Origin of the sequence: Duganella levis, assembly GCF_009857605.1 — a bacterium.
GTDB classification, from domain to species: domain Bacteria; phylum Pseudomonadota; class Gammaproteobacteria; order Burkholderiales; family Burkholderiaceae_D; genus Rugamonas; species Rugamonas levis.
In genome coordinates this window covers 83,952-100,905 of the sequence record NZ_WWCT01000007.1, presented here as the reverse complement: position 1 = coordinate 100,905, position 16,954 = coordinate 83,952, and the positions used below count along the sequence as shown (strand labels likewise).

Genomic DNA, 16,954 nt, shown 5'->3' with positions numbered 1-16,954 from the left:
ATGCGCTATCTTTTGATCCTGCTGGTGGCAGGCACACTTTCTTCATGCGTCCAGACCACGCCACAGTGGGACAGCCGCTTTGGCCTTGAAACGCGCATGACGCTGGCGCAGCAGATTGCCAATCCGGCCGCCGGCCGCAACACCGATCCTGTCGCCGGTATGGACGGCCGCAGCGCGCGCGCCGCCTACGAGCGCTATCAGAAAGCCAACGGCGAACAGCAGCCGTCCGTGATGAACGGCGGTCTGAAATGAAGGCGCTGATGATCAGCAAGGACAGCCTGCTGCACGCGGAGATTGCTGCGCAAGGTTCGGCGCGCATGCCGCCGGTGCAGCTGGTGGCGTCGCGCAAAGGGTTGCGCGATGCGGTGGAGCGCCAATTGCCGGAAGTGCCGGAACTGGTGGTGCTGGACGCAAGCGACATCGCGGACCATGAGGGTGAACTGGTTGAACGCCTGAGCAAGCAGTATCCGTCCGCCACCTTCATGCTGCTGACGCGCGATCCACAGCAAGACCTGCTGATACGCGCCATGCGCGCCGGCATGCGCGAGGTGCTGCCGCTGCCGCTGGTGCACCGCGCCTTCCACGAAGCCATGGACCGCATTGAAGTGGCGGCCGGCCTGAGTCCCGTCCGCGAAGGCAAGGTGCTCGCCTTCATCTCCTGCAAGGGCGGCAGCGGCGCGACTTTTTTATCCACCAATTTCGGCTACGCGCTGGCCGCGCTGGCGGACAAGAAGGTGCTGCTGATCGACCTGCACGGCCAGTTTGGCGACGCCACGCTGTATGTCTCCGACCAGAAGCCGGCGATGACGCTGTCCGATATCTGCGCCCAGATCAGCCGCATGGACGGCGCCTTTCTCGATTCCTGCCTGGTGCATGTGGCCTCCAACTTCGGCGTGCTGGCGGCGGCGGACGACCCGAATCGCACGGTCGACATGAAGCCGGAACACATGGACACCATCTTGCGCATCGCCCGGCAGCACTACGACTTCGTGGTGCTGGACGTGGGGCGCCAGATCGATGCCATCTCGCTGCGGGCGTTGGATCAGGCGGACACCATCTACCCGGTGCTGCAACTGGCGCTGCCGGACATCCGCGACGGCCGCCGCCTGCTGGATATTTTCCGTTCGCTGGGCTATCCCAACGAGCGCACGCGCCTGATCGTCAACCGCTACGAGAAGGGCGGCAAGCTGCGGTTGACGGACCTGGAGCAGGCGCTGGGCGCGGACGTGGTGCACACGGTGCCCAACGATTACCTGTCGGCGACCGACTCGGTCAACCAGGGAATACCGGTGCTACAGCTGTCGCGCAGCAGCAATGTGGCGCGCAGCCTGGCGGAGCTGGTGGAACTGGTGGCGTCGCGCCGCGTGGCGGAGAGCAAAGGCCTGTTCGACCGCATCTTTGGCCGTAACGATGGAGGATGAGATGAGCTTACGCGAACGCCTGTCACACGCAGACGATAGTCACCATGGCAGCAACGGCCCACCGGGCCTGGCCGCTGCGGCGTATCAGGAACTGAAGAAGAGCATGCACCAGACGATCCTGGACCGCATCGACCTGGAACGATTGAAGCGCCTGACGCCGGAGCAGTTCAAGCATGAGCTGGCGCTGCTGGTCCAACGCATCATCGAGGAAGAACGCATCGTGCTCAATCAGCACGAACGGCATAACCTGGTGCTGGATATCCAGCACGAGATGCTGGGCTTTGGCCCGCTGGAACCGCTGCTGGCCGATCCCGGCGTGTCGGACATCCTGGTCAACACCGCCAGCAAGGTGTATGTGGAACGTGCCGGCAAGCTGGAACTGACCGAGACCACCTTCAACGACAACGCCCACCTGATGAAGATCATCGAGAAGATCGTCTCGCGCGTGGGCCGGCGTATCGATGAATCCAGTCCGATGGTGGATGCACGCCTGCCGGATGGCTCGCGCGTCAACGCCATCATCCCGCCGCTGGCGATCGATGGACCGATCCTGTCGATCCGCCGCTTTGCCGTCAACCCGCTCAGCATCGACAACCTGCTGGCATACCGCAGTCTGACACCGCCGATGGTGCAGGTATTGCAGGCGCTGGGGCAGGCCAAGGTCAATATCCTGATCTCCGGTGGCACCGGCTCCGGCAAGACCACCATGCTGAATGTGCTGTCCGGCTTTATTCCGGCGCACGAGCGTATCGTCACGATTGAGGATGCGGCGGAACTGGCGCTGCGGCAGCCGCATGTGGTACGGCTGGAGACGCGGCCGCCGAATATCGAAGGCAAGGGCGAGGTCAATCAGCGTTCGCTGGTGCGCAATGCGCTGCGCATGCGGCCGGACCGCATCATCCTCGGCGAGGTGCGCGGGCCGGAAGCGCTGGACATGCTGCAGGCGATGAACACCGGCCATGAAGGCTCGCTGGCCACCATCCACTCCAACACGCCGCGCGACGCCTTGTCGCGGCTGGAGAATATGGTCGGCATGGCCGGTGTGAACCTGACGCCGCGCGCCACACGCCAGCAGATCTGCTCCGCCGTGACGGTGGTGATGCAGGTGTCGCGCCTGACCGATGGCACGCGCAAGCTGGTCAGCCTGCAGGAAGTCACCGGCATGGAAGGCGAGGTGATTGCCATGCACGAGATTTTCCGCTTCGAGCAAAAGGGCGTGGATACGCATGGCGCGGTGCAGGGCAGTTTTTACGCCACCGGCGTGCGTCCGCGCTTTGCCGACCGGCTGCGCATGTTCGGCGTGGGTGTGCCGGACAGCGTGTTCGATCCGGAACGGGTTTACGAGTAAGCGCCATGGACGGCGTCTTTACTGCCTTTGCCGTGCTGCTGTTCGCGGCCGTGATCCTGATGCTGGAAGGCGCCTGGCTGTGGTGGTCCGGCGTGCATGGCGGCGCGGCGCGGCGTATCGCCAAGCGTCTGCGGCTGATGGCTGCCACCGGGCAGGGCGGCATCGAGCGGGTGGATATCCTCAAGCGCCGCGCTTACAGCAGCCATCAGGCGCTGGACAAGCAGCTGCGCCGCATCACCCGACTGGCCGCGCTGGACCGCTTGCTGATGCAGGCCGGCGTGCGCTGGTCTGTGGCGCAGTTCCTCGGCGGGTCGCTGGTGATGATGGTGCTAGGTCTGGTGCTGCTGCAGATGATCGCCATGCCGTTGCTGCTGGCGGCCGGCGTGCTGGCCGCTGCCACCGGTTTGCCATGGCTGCTGCTGATGCGTATCCGCGGCGCGCGCCTGCGCAAGCTGGAAGAACAACTGCCCGAAGCGGCTGACTTCCTCGGCCGCGCGCTGCGTGCCGGCCATTCCTTCGCCAACGTGATGCAGATGGTGGGCGAAGAACTGCCGGATCCCATCGCCGGCGAATTTAAGTTCGCCTACGAGGAAATCAACTACGGCGTGCCGATGAACGAAGCCCTGCACAACCTGGCGCTGCGCGTGCCGCTGACGGACTTGCGCTATCTGGTGATCGCCGTGCTGATACAGAGGGAATCCGGCGGCAACCTGGCCGAGGTGCTAGGCAATATCAGCCGCCTGATACGTTCGCGTCTGAAGCTGCTGGCGCAGGTGCGGGTGATGTCTGCGGAAGGTCGCATGTCGGCCTGGGTGCTGGGCGTGCTGCCGCTGGGGGTGATGCTGCTGATGGTGATTTCCAATCCCGCCTACGTGCGCCTGCTGTGGACCGATCCTATTGGCGTCAAGTTGATGTGGTACGCGTTTGGTGTGGCGGTGTTTGGCGTGCTATGGATGCGCAAGCTGATACGCATCCGTGTTTGAAGGAGACGACGATGGATGGATCGCAAATCATCTTCCTGGCCATTGTATTTTTGGTGGCTGCCGGCGTGGCGGTGGCGGGGCTTTTGGTGTTCTCGCCGCTGGCGCTGCGCGAGCGCCTGAGCGATGTGGTGGAGCCGGCTGCGGCGGCGTCCGATCCGGTGGCCACCGGCTGGGTGGAAAAAGTCGCGCACGTGGCGCAGCCGTTTTCTCGCCTGTCGCTACCGGAGGAGGGCTGGGAGAAGTCGCCGCTGCGGACGCGTTTCATGAATGCGGGTTGGCGCAGCGCGTCGGCGCCGTCATTGTATTTCGCCGCCAAGACAGTGCTGGCGCTGGCGTTGCCGGCCATCGTGGCGCTGTGCGGCGCCTTTGCGCTGAACGGGCCGCAGAAGGGTTTCATGTATCTGTTGCTGCTGGTGGCCGGCATCGGCTACTACTTGCCCAATGCGGTATTGGCGCACAAGGCGGCGGCGCGTTGCCGCGATATCTTCGAGAACTTCCCCGATGCACTGGATTTGCTGACGGTATGCGTGGAGGCGGGCCTGAGCCTGGAACGCGCGCTGGCCAAGGTGGCCGGCGAGATTCACATCAAGAGCGTGGCGCTGGCGCAGGAGCTGCAACTGGCGCTGATGGAAATGCGCGCCGGCTTCACCAAGGAGCGCGCGCTGCGCAATCTGGCGTTGCGCAGCGGCGTGGAGGATGTGGATACGCTGGTGGCGATGCTGATCCAGTCCGAGCGCTTCGGTACCAGCATGGGCGATTCGCTGCGAGTCCATTCCGATAACCTGCGCAGCAAGCGTAGCGTGATGGCCGAGGAAGCCGCCGCCAAGATCGCGTTGAAGTTGCTGTTCCCGCTGATCTTCTGTATTTTCCCTACCTTGATGCTGGTGCTGATCGGGCCTGCCGGCATTCAGGTCTACCGCTTGATGCAGCAAACTCACTAGGATGCCATGATGAAGAAATCACTTCTCACCGCCTGCGTTCTGCTGGCGGCGTGCAGCGGCGTGCAGATTGCGGAACCGGTGGCGGATAGCATTACGCCGCTGGAGCAGGCATGCATGCGCGATCCGCTCGATCCGGCGCGGTGGGAGCAACTGGCTGCGGCGTTGGCAATCGCCGGACAACGCGAACGCGCTGCCGTCATGTATCTGCAAGCGGCGTCGCTGCGCACTTACGATGTGAAGCAGGATTACGCCACGCTGAAGCAGGCGCGCGATGAAGCGATGGTCAACGGCATGCCGCGCACGCAGATCAAGCGTCTCGGCCCGGCGCTGGTGGAGGTGCTGCGTAGCGGTGAAGCAGCGGGAGATTCGGCAGCTGCGCCGACGCCGACGCTGCGGCTGGAGATCAGCAACGGCAATGGCGTTGCCGGCGCTGCTGCGCGGCTGGCGCGGTCATTGGAAAGGGATGGCGTGAAGACGGTGCGCTTGTCGAATCTGCGGCCGTTCGTGGTGCCGGTCAGCCGCATCGAGTATCCGCGCGCGCAGCGGCAGGTGGCGCAGGCGCTGGGCCGGCGTCTCGGCCTGCGGCTGGAACAGCAGCTGGAGCAGCGGCGTGCGGGTTTGGCGTATGCCGACATGCGCATCGTGCTCGGTCACGATATTCGGTATCTGAAATAAAAAAACCGTCCAGGAGGGATCGCCTCCCGGACGGTGAAAAACACACCCATGTGTTTCCTGCTGTGCCGGTGTCACACACCGGCGCATTCCTTACTTCCAGCTCACGCTACCCATGCCGCGTGCACTGGCGTTACGCGTGGTCGGGTTGCCGTACACCTTGGCCGACCCCATGCCCGTCAATTTCAGATTGGCGCTGGTCTTCGCATACACCGTGGCGCTGCCGAGGCCTGACATATCGATGTCGATGGCGTCGGCGCGCAGCTGCTGCGCATCCAGACTACCCACGCCGCCGAGGGAGGCGTGTAATTGCTTGGCCTGGCCTGTCATCTCGATGCGACCAGCGCCGTTCAGTTGCAGATCGACGTTGTCGCTGCTGCCGCCGTTGACGGTGATGCCGCCCACGCCGCCCAGCCTGACGTCGAGATTGCGATACTGTGCGTCGACTTTTACCGAGCCCGCGCCTTCGAGCGAGAGGCGCAGATTGTCGCCGCTGAATCCACTGACTTCCGTCGATCCCACGCCGCCTGAAGTGACCGCGCGCAGATTTGGCAGCGTCAGTTCGGCGCGCAGTTCGCGCTTGTTCCCAAAGTGGACCGAGTTCATTTTTTGGGTGCCGATGTGCAGCGTCTCGCCGCTTTGTTCGACCACCACTTTCTTGATGGCTTCCGGTTCGCCGTAAATCGTCAGCGCCGCCGGGCCTTGCTTCACCTTGATGCTGATGACGCCATCCAGTTCCAGCTTGACGGTGCGCGCATCCACGCTGCGGCTCTCGCTGATGATGTCGTCGGCCAGCGCGGCATGGCTGCCGCTGCTCAGTACCGCCGCCATCATTGCGGCCTTCAGGTATGTTTTCATCATGCGCTCCGTCGGCTCGGTGGGATTACAGTGCAGCTTTTTCTTCAGCGGTCAGGCGCTTGGCGGTGACGGTCACGGTAGGCATCGTGGTCGCTTCGGCTTTGACGCTGATGACTTCCGGTGCGCGCACGGCGGCGGTGGCGAAAGAGGTGGCGCTAGCGATGACGATGGCTGCGACGAAGATGGCTTCCATGTTTTTTGCGATGTTCATTTTGAGCTCCTTGTGGGTGGTTAGTTCGTTGCGTTGAGTGAACTATAGACAAGGGCTACCCGTCCATCCACCGGGATGTGACGAACTGCGAAAAACGGGGGACAGAATGCGTTTTAGGGGTGCGAAGCTGCGCCGCACAACAGCTGTTCGCTGGCGGCATAGGTCTGCGACAGCCAGGCCGAGACGGTTTTAAAGCGGGCGATTGAGCCGGCATCGCGGTGGCTCAGCAGCCAGATGTCGCGCAGCACCTCGACTTGGTCGCCGATGCGCTGCAAGCCTTGTTGCTGGCCCATGATGCACGGCAGGAGCGCCATGCCGACGCCGGCGTGGCAGGCGCGCACCATCGTGCTGAGGCTGTTCACCTTGAGCACTTTGCGCGGCTGCGGCGACATTGCGGCCAGCCATTGCATTTCGGTGGTGCCGGCCAGCTCGTCGGCATAGGCGATCCACGGCTGGGTGCCCCAGCAGGCGCGCGGGGTGTCGGCAAACTTGGGATGGCCGTAGACGGCAAAGCCGAGATCGCCCAGCTTGCGCATCACCAGCGCGGCGTCTTCGCCCGGCTTGCCCAGGCGCAGGGCAAAGTCGGCCTCGCGGCGGGTGAAGGACAGGTTCTGGTTTTCCGCTTGCAAGGTTAGTTGCACATGCGGGTGCTCGGCGTGCAGGGCGGGGACGTGCTCCAGCAACCAGTAGTCGAACAGGAAGTCGATCGAGGTGATGTTGACCGGGCCGGCGGTGGCGTCGGCTTCCTGCGACGAGGCTTGCAGCATGCTCTGGACATTGCCATATACCGCCTCGCCATGGGCCACGAAGATCTGGCCGGCGTCGGTCAGCTGGTAGCCGGTGTTATCGCGGATGAACAGGCGCAGCTTCAGCGCCTTTTCGGCGGCGGCGATGCGGCGGCTGATGGTGGAGGCATCCACGCCCAACTGGCGGCCGCTGGCGCTCATGCTGCCGCTGCGGGCCAGGGCAAGGATCAGCGGGATGTCGTTCCAGTCGAAGTCGGTACTAGTGGGCATGAGGGGTCTGCATTTTTGCAAAGTGGCCTTGCAGGCTTGTCTGTTCCACAAACGTCTGGCGAGGCCTAAGATTCATTCCATCGCAGCTGCAGAACGAAAAGACTGTAGCACAACTACTGCTTATATATACATCGACCAAAAGGAATAAGATCATGAACGCCAACGTCAACCTGTCCCGCCGTACCGCTCTGTTCAACTCCGCCGGCGCTGCCGCCGCCGCCGTGGCCCTGCCGCTGGCTGCCCTGGGCACCGCCGAAGCGCAAGCCGCTACCGCCAAGGGCGGCCCGGTGACCAAAACCGCCAGCACCATCACTACCCGCGACGGCGTCGAGATCTATTACAAAGACTGGGGCCCACGCAACGGCCAGCCAGTCGTGCTGAGCCACGGCTGGCCGCTGAATGCGGACAGCTGGGAATCGGCAGCGTTCTTCCTGGCCAATAACGGTTTCCGCGTGATTACCCATGACCGCCGCGGCCACGGCCGTTCGAGCCAGCCTTGGGAAGGCAACGACATGGACCACTACGCCGACGACCTGGCGCAAGTGATCGAAGCGCTGAACCTGAACAACATCATCCTGGCCGGCTTCTCGACCGGTGGCGGCGAAGTAGCGCGTTATGTAGGCCGTCACGGCACCAAACGCATCGCCAAGCTGGGCCTGATCTCGGCAGTGCCACCGCTGATGCTGAAAACCGCCGACAATCCAGACGGCACGCCGCTGGAAGTGTTTGACGGCATCCGCGCCGCCTCGATCAAGGATCGCGGCCAGCTGTACCTGGATCTGGCGTCCGGCCCGTTCTACAACTACAACCGTCCTGGCGCCAAACCATCGCAAGGCATCATCCAGGCCTGGTATGCACAGGGCATGCAAGGTGGCTTCAAGAACACCTACGACTCGATCAAAGCCTTCTCGGAAACCGACTTCCGCGAAGACCTGAAAAAGTTCGACAAGCCTACGCTGATCATCCACGGTGAAGACGACCAGATCGTGCCGATCAAAGCCGCCGGCATCGCCTCGGCCAAGATCGTCAAACACGCCAAGCTGATCACCTACCCAGGTGCGCCGCACGGCCTGACCGACACGCACAAAGAGAAGTTCAACAACGACTTCCTGGCCTTCGCCAAATCGTAAAGTTTTACACGGCCCCGATCGGGGCCGTATTTACATAAGCTTGCATAGCGATACATTAATTTACTCACTCAGGCTTGCCTTGCTGACAAAAGTGTGGATTAAAAATGACAGATTGAGATTGCAAGTAGTTTATTTTCGCCACGCCGCCATGACTGTTTTTGACACGTTGGCGGCGTTTCTATATTACTAATTCGAAAAAAAATGGCTGAAGATAGACGATAAATGAGCGATTAAAGCTCGAAATTACCCTGTTGTGGCTTTGCAACGATAGGGTTGGCATGAATGTGGCGGAGTGCAGAAATAGGGGAATCCCTACATTGACGCAATTTTCCACGGGTGTTTCCATCATCCCGTTTGAGAAAAAATGTATTTCTTAAACATTCACCAACCAAAAAAAAAGCCACTTCAGGGAGCAGTTCATGATGAAAGAAACAGTGCTGGCACATTCGGTGCGCCAGATGTTTGCAGGCGGTCTCGCCATCGCCACGTTGAGCATGATGGCGCATGTGCAGGCGCAGGAAGCCCAGGGGCCGATCCAGCGTGTGGAGATCACCGGTTCCAGTATCAAACGTGCAACTGCCGAGACTGCATCGCCGGTTCAAGTGATTTCCCGCGATGATCTGATGAAGTCGGGCAAGGCCACCGTGGCCGATTACCTGCAAACCCTGACCGCTGACGGCGCCGGTTCGCTGCCGACCGGTTTCGGTAACGGTTTCGCCGCTGGTTCGACCGCCATTTCGCTGCGCGGCCTGGGTGCCACCTCGACCCTGGTGCTGCTGAACGGCCGCCGCATGGCGCCATTCGCCCGTGCCGATGACGGCCAGAAGAGCTTCACCGACTTGTCGACCGTGCCGATGCAAATCGTCGAGCGCATCGAGATCCTGAAGGACGGCGCTTCGTCCACCTACGGCGCCGACGCGATCGCCGGCGTGGTCAACATCATCCTGCGCAAGGACTTCACCGGCCTGACCTTCAAGGCTGACACCGGCGCGTCGCGCTACAGCGATGCCCAGCAGCACAAGGCATCGGTCACCTACGGCAAAGGCAACCTGGACGAAGACAAGTACAACTTCGTGGTCAACGCCGAGTACTTCAAATCGGACCCGCTGATGAACAGCGACCGCAAGGACCGCGCCTACATCGGCAAGGGTGACCTGCGTCCATACGGCTACCCGATCGGCACCCAGTTCGCGTCCGGCTACATCAGCGGCAACAACAACGCCGCCGCCAGCCCGGTCGGCGCGATCCGCAATCCGACCACGCTGGACTACGTGTCGCTGCCAGGCTGCTCCAAGCTGTCGACCGCGTCGCCGCAAGATCCTAAGGGCGGCTGCCTGTGGTATCAGGATCAGTTCCGCTCGATGCAGCCGAACATCGAAGGCATCAACCTGTACACCCGCGGCACCTGGCAGGTCAACGAGAATACCCAGGCGTATGCGGAAGCCGGCTATTCGCAGCGTAACACCTCGTTCATCCTGACCCCGCCGTCGATCACCCCGACCGTGGCGTTCCCGCCGAACGCGACCAATCCGACCGGCGTGATCAACTACGGCTCCGGCGCTGGCACCACCATCGTGCTGGCCCCGTCGCACCCGCAGAATCCGTTCGGCGCCGCCGCCCGCGTGCGCTACAGCGCGTTCGACGTCGGCCCAAGCACCCGCGCCGTGGACAACAACTTCACCCGCTTCGTGGTCGGCCTGAAGGGCTCGGCACTGGGCTGGGACTACGACACCGGCTTCACCCACTCCGAGTCCAAGCTGGACCTGGATTACAGCAATATGCTGAACATGGCCGTGGTCAAGGCGGCGCTGGGCGATCCGACCAGCAAGTACTTCCCGTACTACATCGGCGACCAGGCCTCGAAAAATCCGGCCTCGCTGTATGCCGCGATGGTGACCCACGCTTACTCGCATTCGTCGACCAAGCTGGACATCATCGACTTCAAGGCCACCCGTTCGCTGATGACCCTGCCAGGCGGCGACCTCGGCCTGGCAGTTGGCGCGGAACACCGCCGCGACAAGCTGTCGAACCCATCGCTGTCGGGTACCGAAAACGGCACCATCAACGCCAGCTATGTGGCAGCGTTCGGCGACACCAAGGTGTCGGCGGTCTACGCTGAATTGCTGGCGCCGGTACTGCAAACCGTGGAACTGTCGGCTGCCGTGCGTTACGACAAATACGACCACTTCTCGTCGACCACGCCGAAAGCCGGCGTGAAATGGACCCCGGTGAAGAGCTTCGCTCTGCGCGGCACTTACTCGGAAGGCTTCCGCGCGCCAGGCCCGGCAGAAAGCAGCGCGATGTCGCAATCGACCGGTACCTCGACCGTGCGCGATCCGATCCGTTGCCCGAACGGCACGCCGCTGCCAGGCGCGACCTCGACCGATTGCGCGGCTTCCGTGGCTGCTGTGAAAATCGGCGACCCTAACCTGCGTCCGGAAACCTCGAAAGGCCTGACCCTGGGCATGGTGTGGGACCCGCTGAACGACCTGTCGCTGTCGCTGGACGGCTGGAAGATCAAACGTTCCGACGAGATCAACCCGCTGCCGTACAACGAAGCCGCTGCACTGCCGACCGCGATCCGCGCCGACAACAACCTGACCATCAACGGCGTGGTAGTGCCTAACACCGGTACGCTGCTGATCACCAAGGCGCCTTACCGCAACTCCAGCTTCACCGAAGTCAAAGGTGTCGACCTGGATGTGAAACAGCGTCTGCGCCTGGGCGACTACGGCCGCGGCAGCGTTGGCCTGACCTGGACCCATGTAGCATCGTGGGTACGCGCCGAGTCCGCCACCGTGCGTTACCAGTTTGCTGGCACCCACGGCAACTGCGACACCTCGAACTGCGCCGGTACGCCGAAAGACAAGATCAGCGTCAACGCATCGTGGGATCCTAGCCAGGCCTGGAACTTCAGCGCTATCGCCAACTACCGTTCGGACATGAAAAACGTCCTGTTCGAAGGCGACCTGTGCGCATCGAAACTGGCCAGCGGTGCTGACGCACCAAACGGTTGCAAAATCGCGTCGTTCACCACGGTTGACCTGTCGGCCCGTTGGAACGTGAGTAAACAGTTCCAACTGTTCGCTTCGGTCAACAACGTGTTCGACAAAGTCGCACCGCTGGATCCGCTGACCTACGGCGGCATGAGCTACAACCCGATGGATGCAAGCGGCGCAATCGGCCGTTACTTCAAAGTCGGCGCCAGCTACAAGTTCTTCTGATCGCTGCGTAGATAGAAAATAATCCGTCAAAAAATAGTCGAGAACTAACTCTGGGGCGTGAGCACGTTTAGGTGACCGCCCCAGGTTAGCTAAAGTCAGAGACTGTTGTGTCTTGAGTGACGAGCAACTGTCAAATCGCTGAAAAATAGTTGAGGACTACTGTGTCTCCACTTTCAGGCGTCACCTAGTGGCGCTTCAGTGGGGTTTGCTGCCAAACAAAGAGTCGGACCGGCTATAGCCTACTGGCCCGCAGCAGATACAGCAGTCAAAACTGGCGGGTTAAACAGCTGCATTCGCCCTGCACCGAAAGGGTCAACCTTAAAAGCCAGCACCGCGTTCGTAGAACAGATGCTCTTGAATAGCCGGGTAGCGAAGCTATGCTCGGCGGCGGCTGCCGAAGCAGGGCAACACCAAGCCATAACTGTGAGCATCGCTGCGTGCTTTTCCCTGAGGCTTCGGACCGACTGACTCCAGTGTGTTTCCGCACCGCTTAAGCGGTGGGACTTCCAGATTGGTTCGTGATGAGCTACTGCATTGCGCAAATCCTGAATGCCCTTCAACGTGCTGATCAGGTCAGTGACGTTCTCTTGGACACCCCAAAACCTGGGATGTGACTTTGGATGAGCGCGAAATGCCTTACTCAAAATGAGTGTTTGCTCGCGCTTCGATAGCCCGGCGAGCATGCTGGGCCAAAAGCCAAACGAGAGCGACGCAACGACAGAATCTGGCGATGGCTGTGGAGATCTTCGAAGCGGCGGTTCGCCGGAGTACAAAACCTCATTCAATTTAAGAAGCGTTTTTCCGCCGATGCGAACGGCTCCGTCCTGAGCTCGGTCGTACCATGGATACGATTCGCTCGTACCTTTAGAGCTAAAATCTGATGCTGACCGATGGACAGCGTTACGTAGTGCAATCTCGTACATCGCAAGAGTGGGCTGAAATGCAACGCTAATTGTCTGCCCCCAAAAATACGCTCCTAGGAGTTGAGTGTCCGAATCGCATTGAAAAAACACCCTGTACGGATCGAGGCGAGGTGATCCGACCGTTTTCAGCACCTCAGAAATGTCCGGAGTTGCGGGGATGTTTTTTTGCTGCAGATTTTCGTTGCTCATTTTTGAGTAATTATTTATACTTGTCCGGTAGCCCAATGTGATCCCACTCCCGCTCCCGCATTTTTTGCAGGAACCCAAGCCGGTGACGCCATGTTGGCAGAAGAGTCTAAAAGCCATCCTTAGGGGTGGCTTTTGACTTTCTGCGCCAAGCGTTCCCCTACCCAGTCTTCAAAACGACTACCAATTCCTAGAACTCGCCTGCAACGGCTCACCCGCCGATCTTCCCAGTTTGCATTTTCCTTAAAAGTGCTTTGGCACCAACGCCGTGGATGAGCACGCTGAATGAATCATACTCGTTCAAATTAAAGTTATCCACAGTTTTCAACAATATTTTCTAAAAATATTTTTGCAAAGTGCCAGATATGGCCCATAATTAGCTGTACCTAACTTTTATGCATGTCACAATGATAACGTTTATTCAAGAAGAGATTAATCGGATAGCGGTTCGGGTTCGTGCCGAAAGAAAACTTTATCGGTTGAGCCAAGAAGAGCTCGCTCTTAAGTCAGGGGTCTCCATACGTACCTACAAGAGGTTTGAAAGTGGTGAATGCGACTCTTTGGCGGTGATGCTTCAAATTGCGCGAGCATTCGAAGAGTTCACCGGACATGGTCGCCTACAAGCACTTGAACGGATGTTCCCAGGTGGTGTGAAAGAAACCGCAACTGGAACTGCATTAGGAAAGGCACTACAGAAATTAGAGCGGACGATTGTCAGTAAGGGGAAGCAAAAACGTAAGGACCTTCCCCTCCATGAAGGTAGCGATGGGGGAGTCGGTGACCGCTTCTCCGGACAAGCTGATTTCAAATCTTCGAGACCTTAAAGATGGCCAGGCGTTTGGGCACTTCTAGAAACACCGTCCGACGCTATCTGCGGTCGGAAACCATCGAGCAAGCTTACTCTGAGCGGCGTTCCGGCCGCGCCATCGATAAATACGCATTCCAACTTACAGCACTGCTTAAGACCGAGGCGGCCAAGTCACGCAAGCAGCGGCGTACGCTGAAACAGATCTATGAAGACTTGAAGGAATTGGGATTCGAGGAGTCTCACGACAGGGTGGCGGCGTTCGCGAGGGTATGGCGGAGGGGCAAACTGAGAGGGGCAATTCTGCGAGCAAACGAACACTGTCCGCAAGCCCGTGGAAATCAATTATAAGGGCGAGACAACTGGTGATAACTGGACAGGTCGTGGCCGCGCACCGAAGTGGTTAGAAGGAAAGGGCAAAAATCAGTACTTGATCCGATAGTATTCGTTTGCGCGCCGAATTTACCCACTCCGTTTGAACCTCCCTCCATTGCCCTGCGACCTCTAGCGCGCGGTCGTAAGGGTCCCTTGAATCCCAATTCGCTACGTCCGCTTGAAGGTGTTTTGGCTGTGCCCCTGCTTACTGGATTTGGCAGGCTTGATTGCCTGCCTGAGAGCTGAAGGCGTATGGGTCGATTGCGCTGCCCTTAACGTAATCAGATAAGTGGGCCGTTTGCCGGTCGTCCTGGCTGAATCATCCTGTTGTAAAGCCAGGTTCTAACTGGTAACTCTAGAAGCCCCGTCACAAAAACTGACTCCCAATTGTTTTTGCCATCGTGAAGTTCGTCTAAATTGTCTCGCTCGCGCTGAAGGACGGTAACAAGATTGGATAACGAAGTGGGGTTTTTTTTGAGCTCTCGGATAACGAGTCCAGGTTTCCGACAAAGCTTCGCCCATCTGGCACCCAGCCACTTCTTGATACCCGTACGATCAACAATTTTTTCAACGTGAAAACTGATGGCTGCAAACTCCAAGTGAGTGAGGGGAATCTGCAACTTGATTGCGACCAGGGGCACAGCCCCTAGTGCGGTAAATTCAGCACCGATCAATCGATCGTCCAAACAAAGATCAAAATACGGATGGAGAATTCGCTGGTTTGGAAGCGGCCCGAGCAAAATTTCCTTGCGTTTTATATTACACTTACAAGCCGGCACCAAATTTTTGCTAAACACTGCAAACGCGGGAAAACCATTCTTAGGTAACAAGTGGTCTAGCGTCCCACTGTGAAGTGATCCGCACATTGGGCAACTAGCATGTTCCGACTCGTTCCGCATCGTAGTGATATGTGCCAAGTCTTGGTTCGGGGAACTGTAGTGTCCCCTCAAATAGTCAGCAATGTTCTGAGCTAACGGCACGGCTAAGACCGCGTTCGCGTTGCCTCCAGCGATAACGTACTGCTGATATGCGGCGAGAATTATTGGCAGAATAGGCTGTAGATTTGGATAACTGCTCACACCTGAATTGCCAGCCAAGGCTGTAAATGCATTGTTGTCGTTATACACGGGCAAAGGAATTTTTCTCATTTCTTCTCCCGCGCTTCCATTGCTTCGCGTAATTCGCCCAAAACCTCCGTCGACAACTCGTCTTTATACCGGCGATACAACTCATCCCAGTTTTTAAAATTTTTAAGCAATTGGCTCTCGACCCGTGACGCAAGGCGCGATGGTTCGTCTTCACCAAAAACAAAGTATGAAATAGAGCCGACATCGGCACCGAAGGTCTGCAACCGAGGCTTTACAGCCAACACACCACCTCTTTCATCTACGCTCAAGACCGTGACCTGCGATGGGAAAACTTCGCGTACAAAATATACTGAATGAGTTGCAATAATAGCAGCGGAGCTAGTAAGTCGAAGTAGATTATCCAGAAGCAACACAATTTGGCTAATAAAATTAGGATGTAAATGTGTTTCTGGTTCATCTAATAGCAGTAGAGATCCATTTTCGATATGCAAACTGGCCTGCGCAGCGAACCGCAGAAAAGAGATTTCACCACTACTTAGCGGGTACCCCTTTCCGGCGATTACACGGACTGGATCTTTTTTCTGATTTACGAAAGCCAATTTTTGCAATATTTCAGCCTCTCCGGCGGACCGCAAATCCCGCATTGGCATATATCCATCAACACCAGGTAACTGAATCTCTTCCCAGCGATGAATCGCAGTAATCGCATCCAAAAATATTTCCCAGCGTGATATGTTTCGGATGTGTTCCTCAGATCGAGCCACCTGTACGATTGTGCCTGCTATTCCATCTCCACGGGAGTTGCGCTCTGACCGATTAAGCGCAAACCGTTTATACCAAATGCTGGGCCGCCTTTGTCGATCAGAGGGGAAAGCAGATTTCGCTTCGTTTGTGGGAGCAAAAGCCATTAAGCGATTAATAAACGGCCTATGTCCCGTGTCCGCATCGATTAACGCACCATGCCCCTTAAGAGCAGCAGTCACAATTCGTCCCAAGGTCTGGCTTTTGCCAACACCGTTCTTGCCGATCACTACAGCAATTCGTTTTGGGAGATCATCCTGCCGGTCAAAATGGAATACTAGTTGATGATCACTTTCCCTCCCTGGGAGCCTGAAATTTATGCCAATCGAATTCGACAGGTGCCCAGACTCTTCTTTATCGAGCCCTCGAAGGATAGTACCAGCGTTGTGAAACGTAAAAAAAGATTCAGATGTTCGCATGAACGATCGCTGAAAGACCTGCGAATTAATCGCCAAATTCAGCCAGTTTGCTTTTGTGGGGAACTCCCTTAACACGACCAAGTCGCGCATCGCTCGTAGTATGCGAACGGCGATGTCTGGGCCATAGGTATACACGACTTCTCGGTATGCATTCATGGACGGAAGCATAGTGAAAAACCGCGTCGACTCCATTACAGGAATAGTTAATTCACTGTTTGAATCAAACTGCTGAGTGATAGCATCGACATCAGCTGGACCACCCACCGTATCGGTTAAGAATCCAATGTAGGCCAATCCACTCCAATCTTTGCCGCCGACACGAGCGTATACGCCAACTTTGGTTCTGAAATTAAAATCATTCCAACGATCTTTGTCAGGTACGATCAGGATATGGTCGTCTGGCGGCGGAGTATTCGCTGCCTGCTCTAAGCCAAAAATCACCTTTATAGAAACACCAGATGCTTTTTTCTTCTTCGATGCCACGCCCGCCCCCTTATCTAGAATTTTTAAACCTTAATGCCCGGAAGTACTAATTTCCACCGTAGTTGGAGCG

General features: G+C 58.4%; 16 protein-coding genes. 10 read left to right on the top strand and 6 right to left on the bottom strand.

Translation table 11 applies throughout. From position 1 onward, the window contains the following. The 6 genes from GTP69_RS11260 to GTP69_RS11235 are packed head-to-tail and all read left to right on the top strand — an operon-like array spanning position 1 to position 5,368. The gene (locus tag GTP69_RS11260) at positions 1 to 252 is read left to right on the top strand and encodes a hypothetical protein (RefSeq protein WP_161054993.1); all 252 of its coding nucleotides are present in this window, start codon (positions 1 to 3) and stop codon (positions 250 to 252) included. Further along, complete coding sequence (locus GTP69_RS11255) at positions 249 to 1,421, top strand: CpaE/TadZ family protein (protein ID WP_161054992.1); 1,173 nt, start codon at positions 249 to 251, stop codon at positions 1,419 to 1,421. The genes GTP69_RS11260 and GTP69_RS11255 overlap by 4 nt, the downstream gene beginning before the upstream one ends. A 1-nt stretch (position 1,422) precedes the next feature. Continuing rightward, a complete protein-coding gene (locus GTP69_RS11250) occupies positions 1,423 to 2,769 on the top strand; it encodes a TadA family conjugal transfer-associated ATPase (RefSeq protein ID WP_202424383.1) in 1,347 nt (448 codons plus the stop codon). A gap of 5 nt (positions 2,770 to 2,774) precedes the next feature. Continuing rightward, positions 2,775 to 3,752 carry a type II secretion system F family protein gene (locus GTP69_RS11245; RefSeq protein WP_161054990.1) on the top strand — a complete coding sequence of 326 codons (978 nt, stop codon included), beginning with the start codon at positions 2,775 to 2,777 and terminating at the stop codon, positions 3,750 to 3,752. A gap of 11 nt (positions 3,753 to 3,763) precedes the next feature. Next, complete coding sequence (locus GTP69_RS11240) at positions 3,764 to 4,693, top strand: type II secretion system F family protein (RefSeq protein WP_161054989.1); 930 nt, start codon at positions 3,764 to 3,766, stop codon at positions 4,691 to 4,693. Between the two features lie 9 nt (positions 4,694 to 4,702). Further along, complete coding sequence (locus GTP69_RS11235; RefSeq protein ID WP_161054988.1) at positions 4,703 to 5,368, top strand: LytR C-terminal domain-containing protein; 666 nt, start codon at positions 4,703 to 4,705, stop codon at positions 5,366 to 5,368. Between the two features lie 90 nt (positions 5,369 to 5,458). On the opposite strand, the gene GTP69_RS11230 is transcribed toward GTP69_RS11235, so the two are convergent. The 3 genes from GTP69_RS11230 to GTP69_RS11220 form a co-directional block, all read right to left on the bottom strand. Next, positions 5,459 to 6,226: a GIN domain-containing protein gene (locus tag GTP69_RS11230; protein WP_229260901.1), complete on the bottom strand. Its 768-nt coding sequence runs from the start codon at positions 6,224 to 6,226 to the stop codon at positions 5,459 to 5,461. 22 nt (positions 6,227 to 6,248) lie between these two features. Further along, entirely contained in the window at positions 6,249 to 6,434 is a 186-nt protein-coding gene (locus GTP69_RS11225) for a hypothetical protein (RefSeq protein ID WP_161054987.1), read from the bottom strand. A gap of 113 nt (positions 6,435 to 6,547) precedes the next feature. Continuing rightward, positions 6,548 to 7,450, bottom strand: a complete 903-nt coding sequence (locus GTP69_RS11220; protein ID WP_161054986.1) for a LysR family transcriptional regulator — start codon at positions 7,448 to 7,450, stop codon at positions 6,548 to 6,550. A gap of 152 nt (positions 7,451 to 7,602) precedes the next feature. Between GTP69_RS11220 and GTP69_RS11215 the strand changes: the two genes are divergently transcribed. Further along, complete coding sequence (locus tag GTP69_RS11215) at positions 7,603 to 8,580, top strand: alpha/beta fold hydrolase (RefSeq protein ID WP_161054985.1); 978 nt, start codon at positions 7,603 to 7,605, stop codon at positions 8,578 to 8,580. A 419-nt stretch (positions 8,581 to 8,999) separates the two neighbouring features. Further along, positions 9,000 to 11,804 (top strand): TonB-dependent receptor, encoded by a 2,805-nt coding sequence (locus GTP69_RS11210; RefSeq protein WP_229260900.1) that lies wholly within the window; start codon positions 9,000 to 9,002, stop codon positions 11,802 to 11,804. A gap of 239 nt (positions 11,805 to 12,043) precedes the next feature. Here GTP69_RS11210 and GTP69_RS11205 read toward each other — a convergent pair whose 3' ends face one another. Further along, on the bottom strand, positions 12,044 to 12,916 hold the full coding sequence (locus GTP69_RS11205) for an Abi family protein (RefSeq protein ID WP_161054984.1): 873 nt from the start codon (positions 12,914 to 12,916) through the stop codon (positions 12,044 to 12,046). Between the two features lie 404 nt (positions 12,917 to 13,320). On the opposite strand from GTP69_RS11205, the gene GTP69_RS11200 reads away from it, so the two are divergent. Continuing rightward, entirely contained in the window at positions 13,321 to 13,737 is a 417-nt protein-coding gene (locus GTP69_RS11200) for a helix-turn-helix transcriptional regulator (protein WP_161054983.1), read from the top strand. 315 nt (positions 13,738 to 14,052) lie between these two features. Further along, complete coding sequence (locus tag GTP69_RS11195; protein ID WP_161054982.1) at positions 14,053 to 14,160, top strand: H-NS family nucleoid-associated regulatory protein; 108 nt, start codon at positions 14,053 to 14,055, stop codon at positions 14,158 to 14,160. A gap of 214 nt (positions 14,161 to 14,374) precedes the next feature. On the opposite strand, the gene GTP69_RS11190 is transcribed toward GTP69_RS11195, so the two are convergent. Continuing rightward, positions 14,375 to 15,241, bottom strand: a complete 867-nt coding sequence (locus GTP69_RS11190; protein WP_161054981.1) for a hypothetical protein — start codon at positions 15,239 to 15,241, stop codon at positions 14,375 to 14,377. Then, positions 15,238 to 16,884: an AAA family ATPase gene (locus GTP69_RS31830; RefSeq protein WP_161054980.1), complete on the bottom strand. Its 1,647-nt coding sequence runs from the start codon at positions 16,882 to 16,884 to the stop codon at positions 15,238 to 15,240. Before GTP69_RS31830 ends, GTP69_RS11190 begins: the two co-directional genes overlap by 4 nt. Positions 16,885 to 16,954 lie beyond the last annotated feature (70 nt).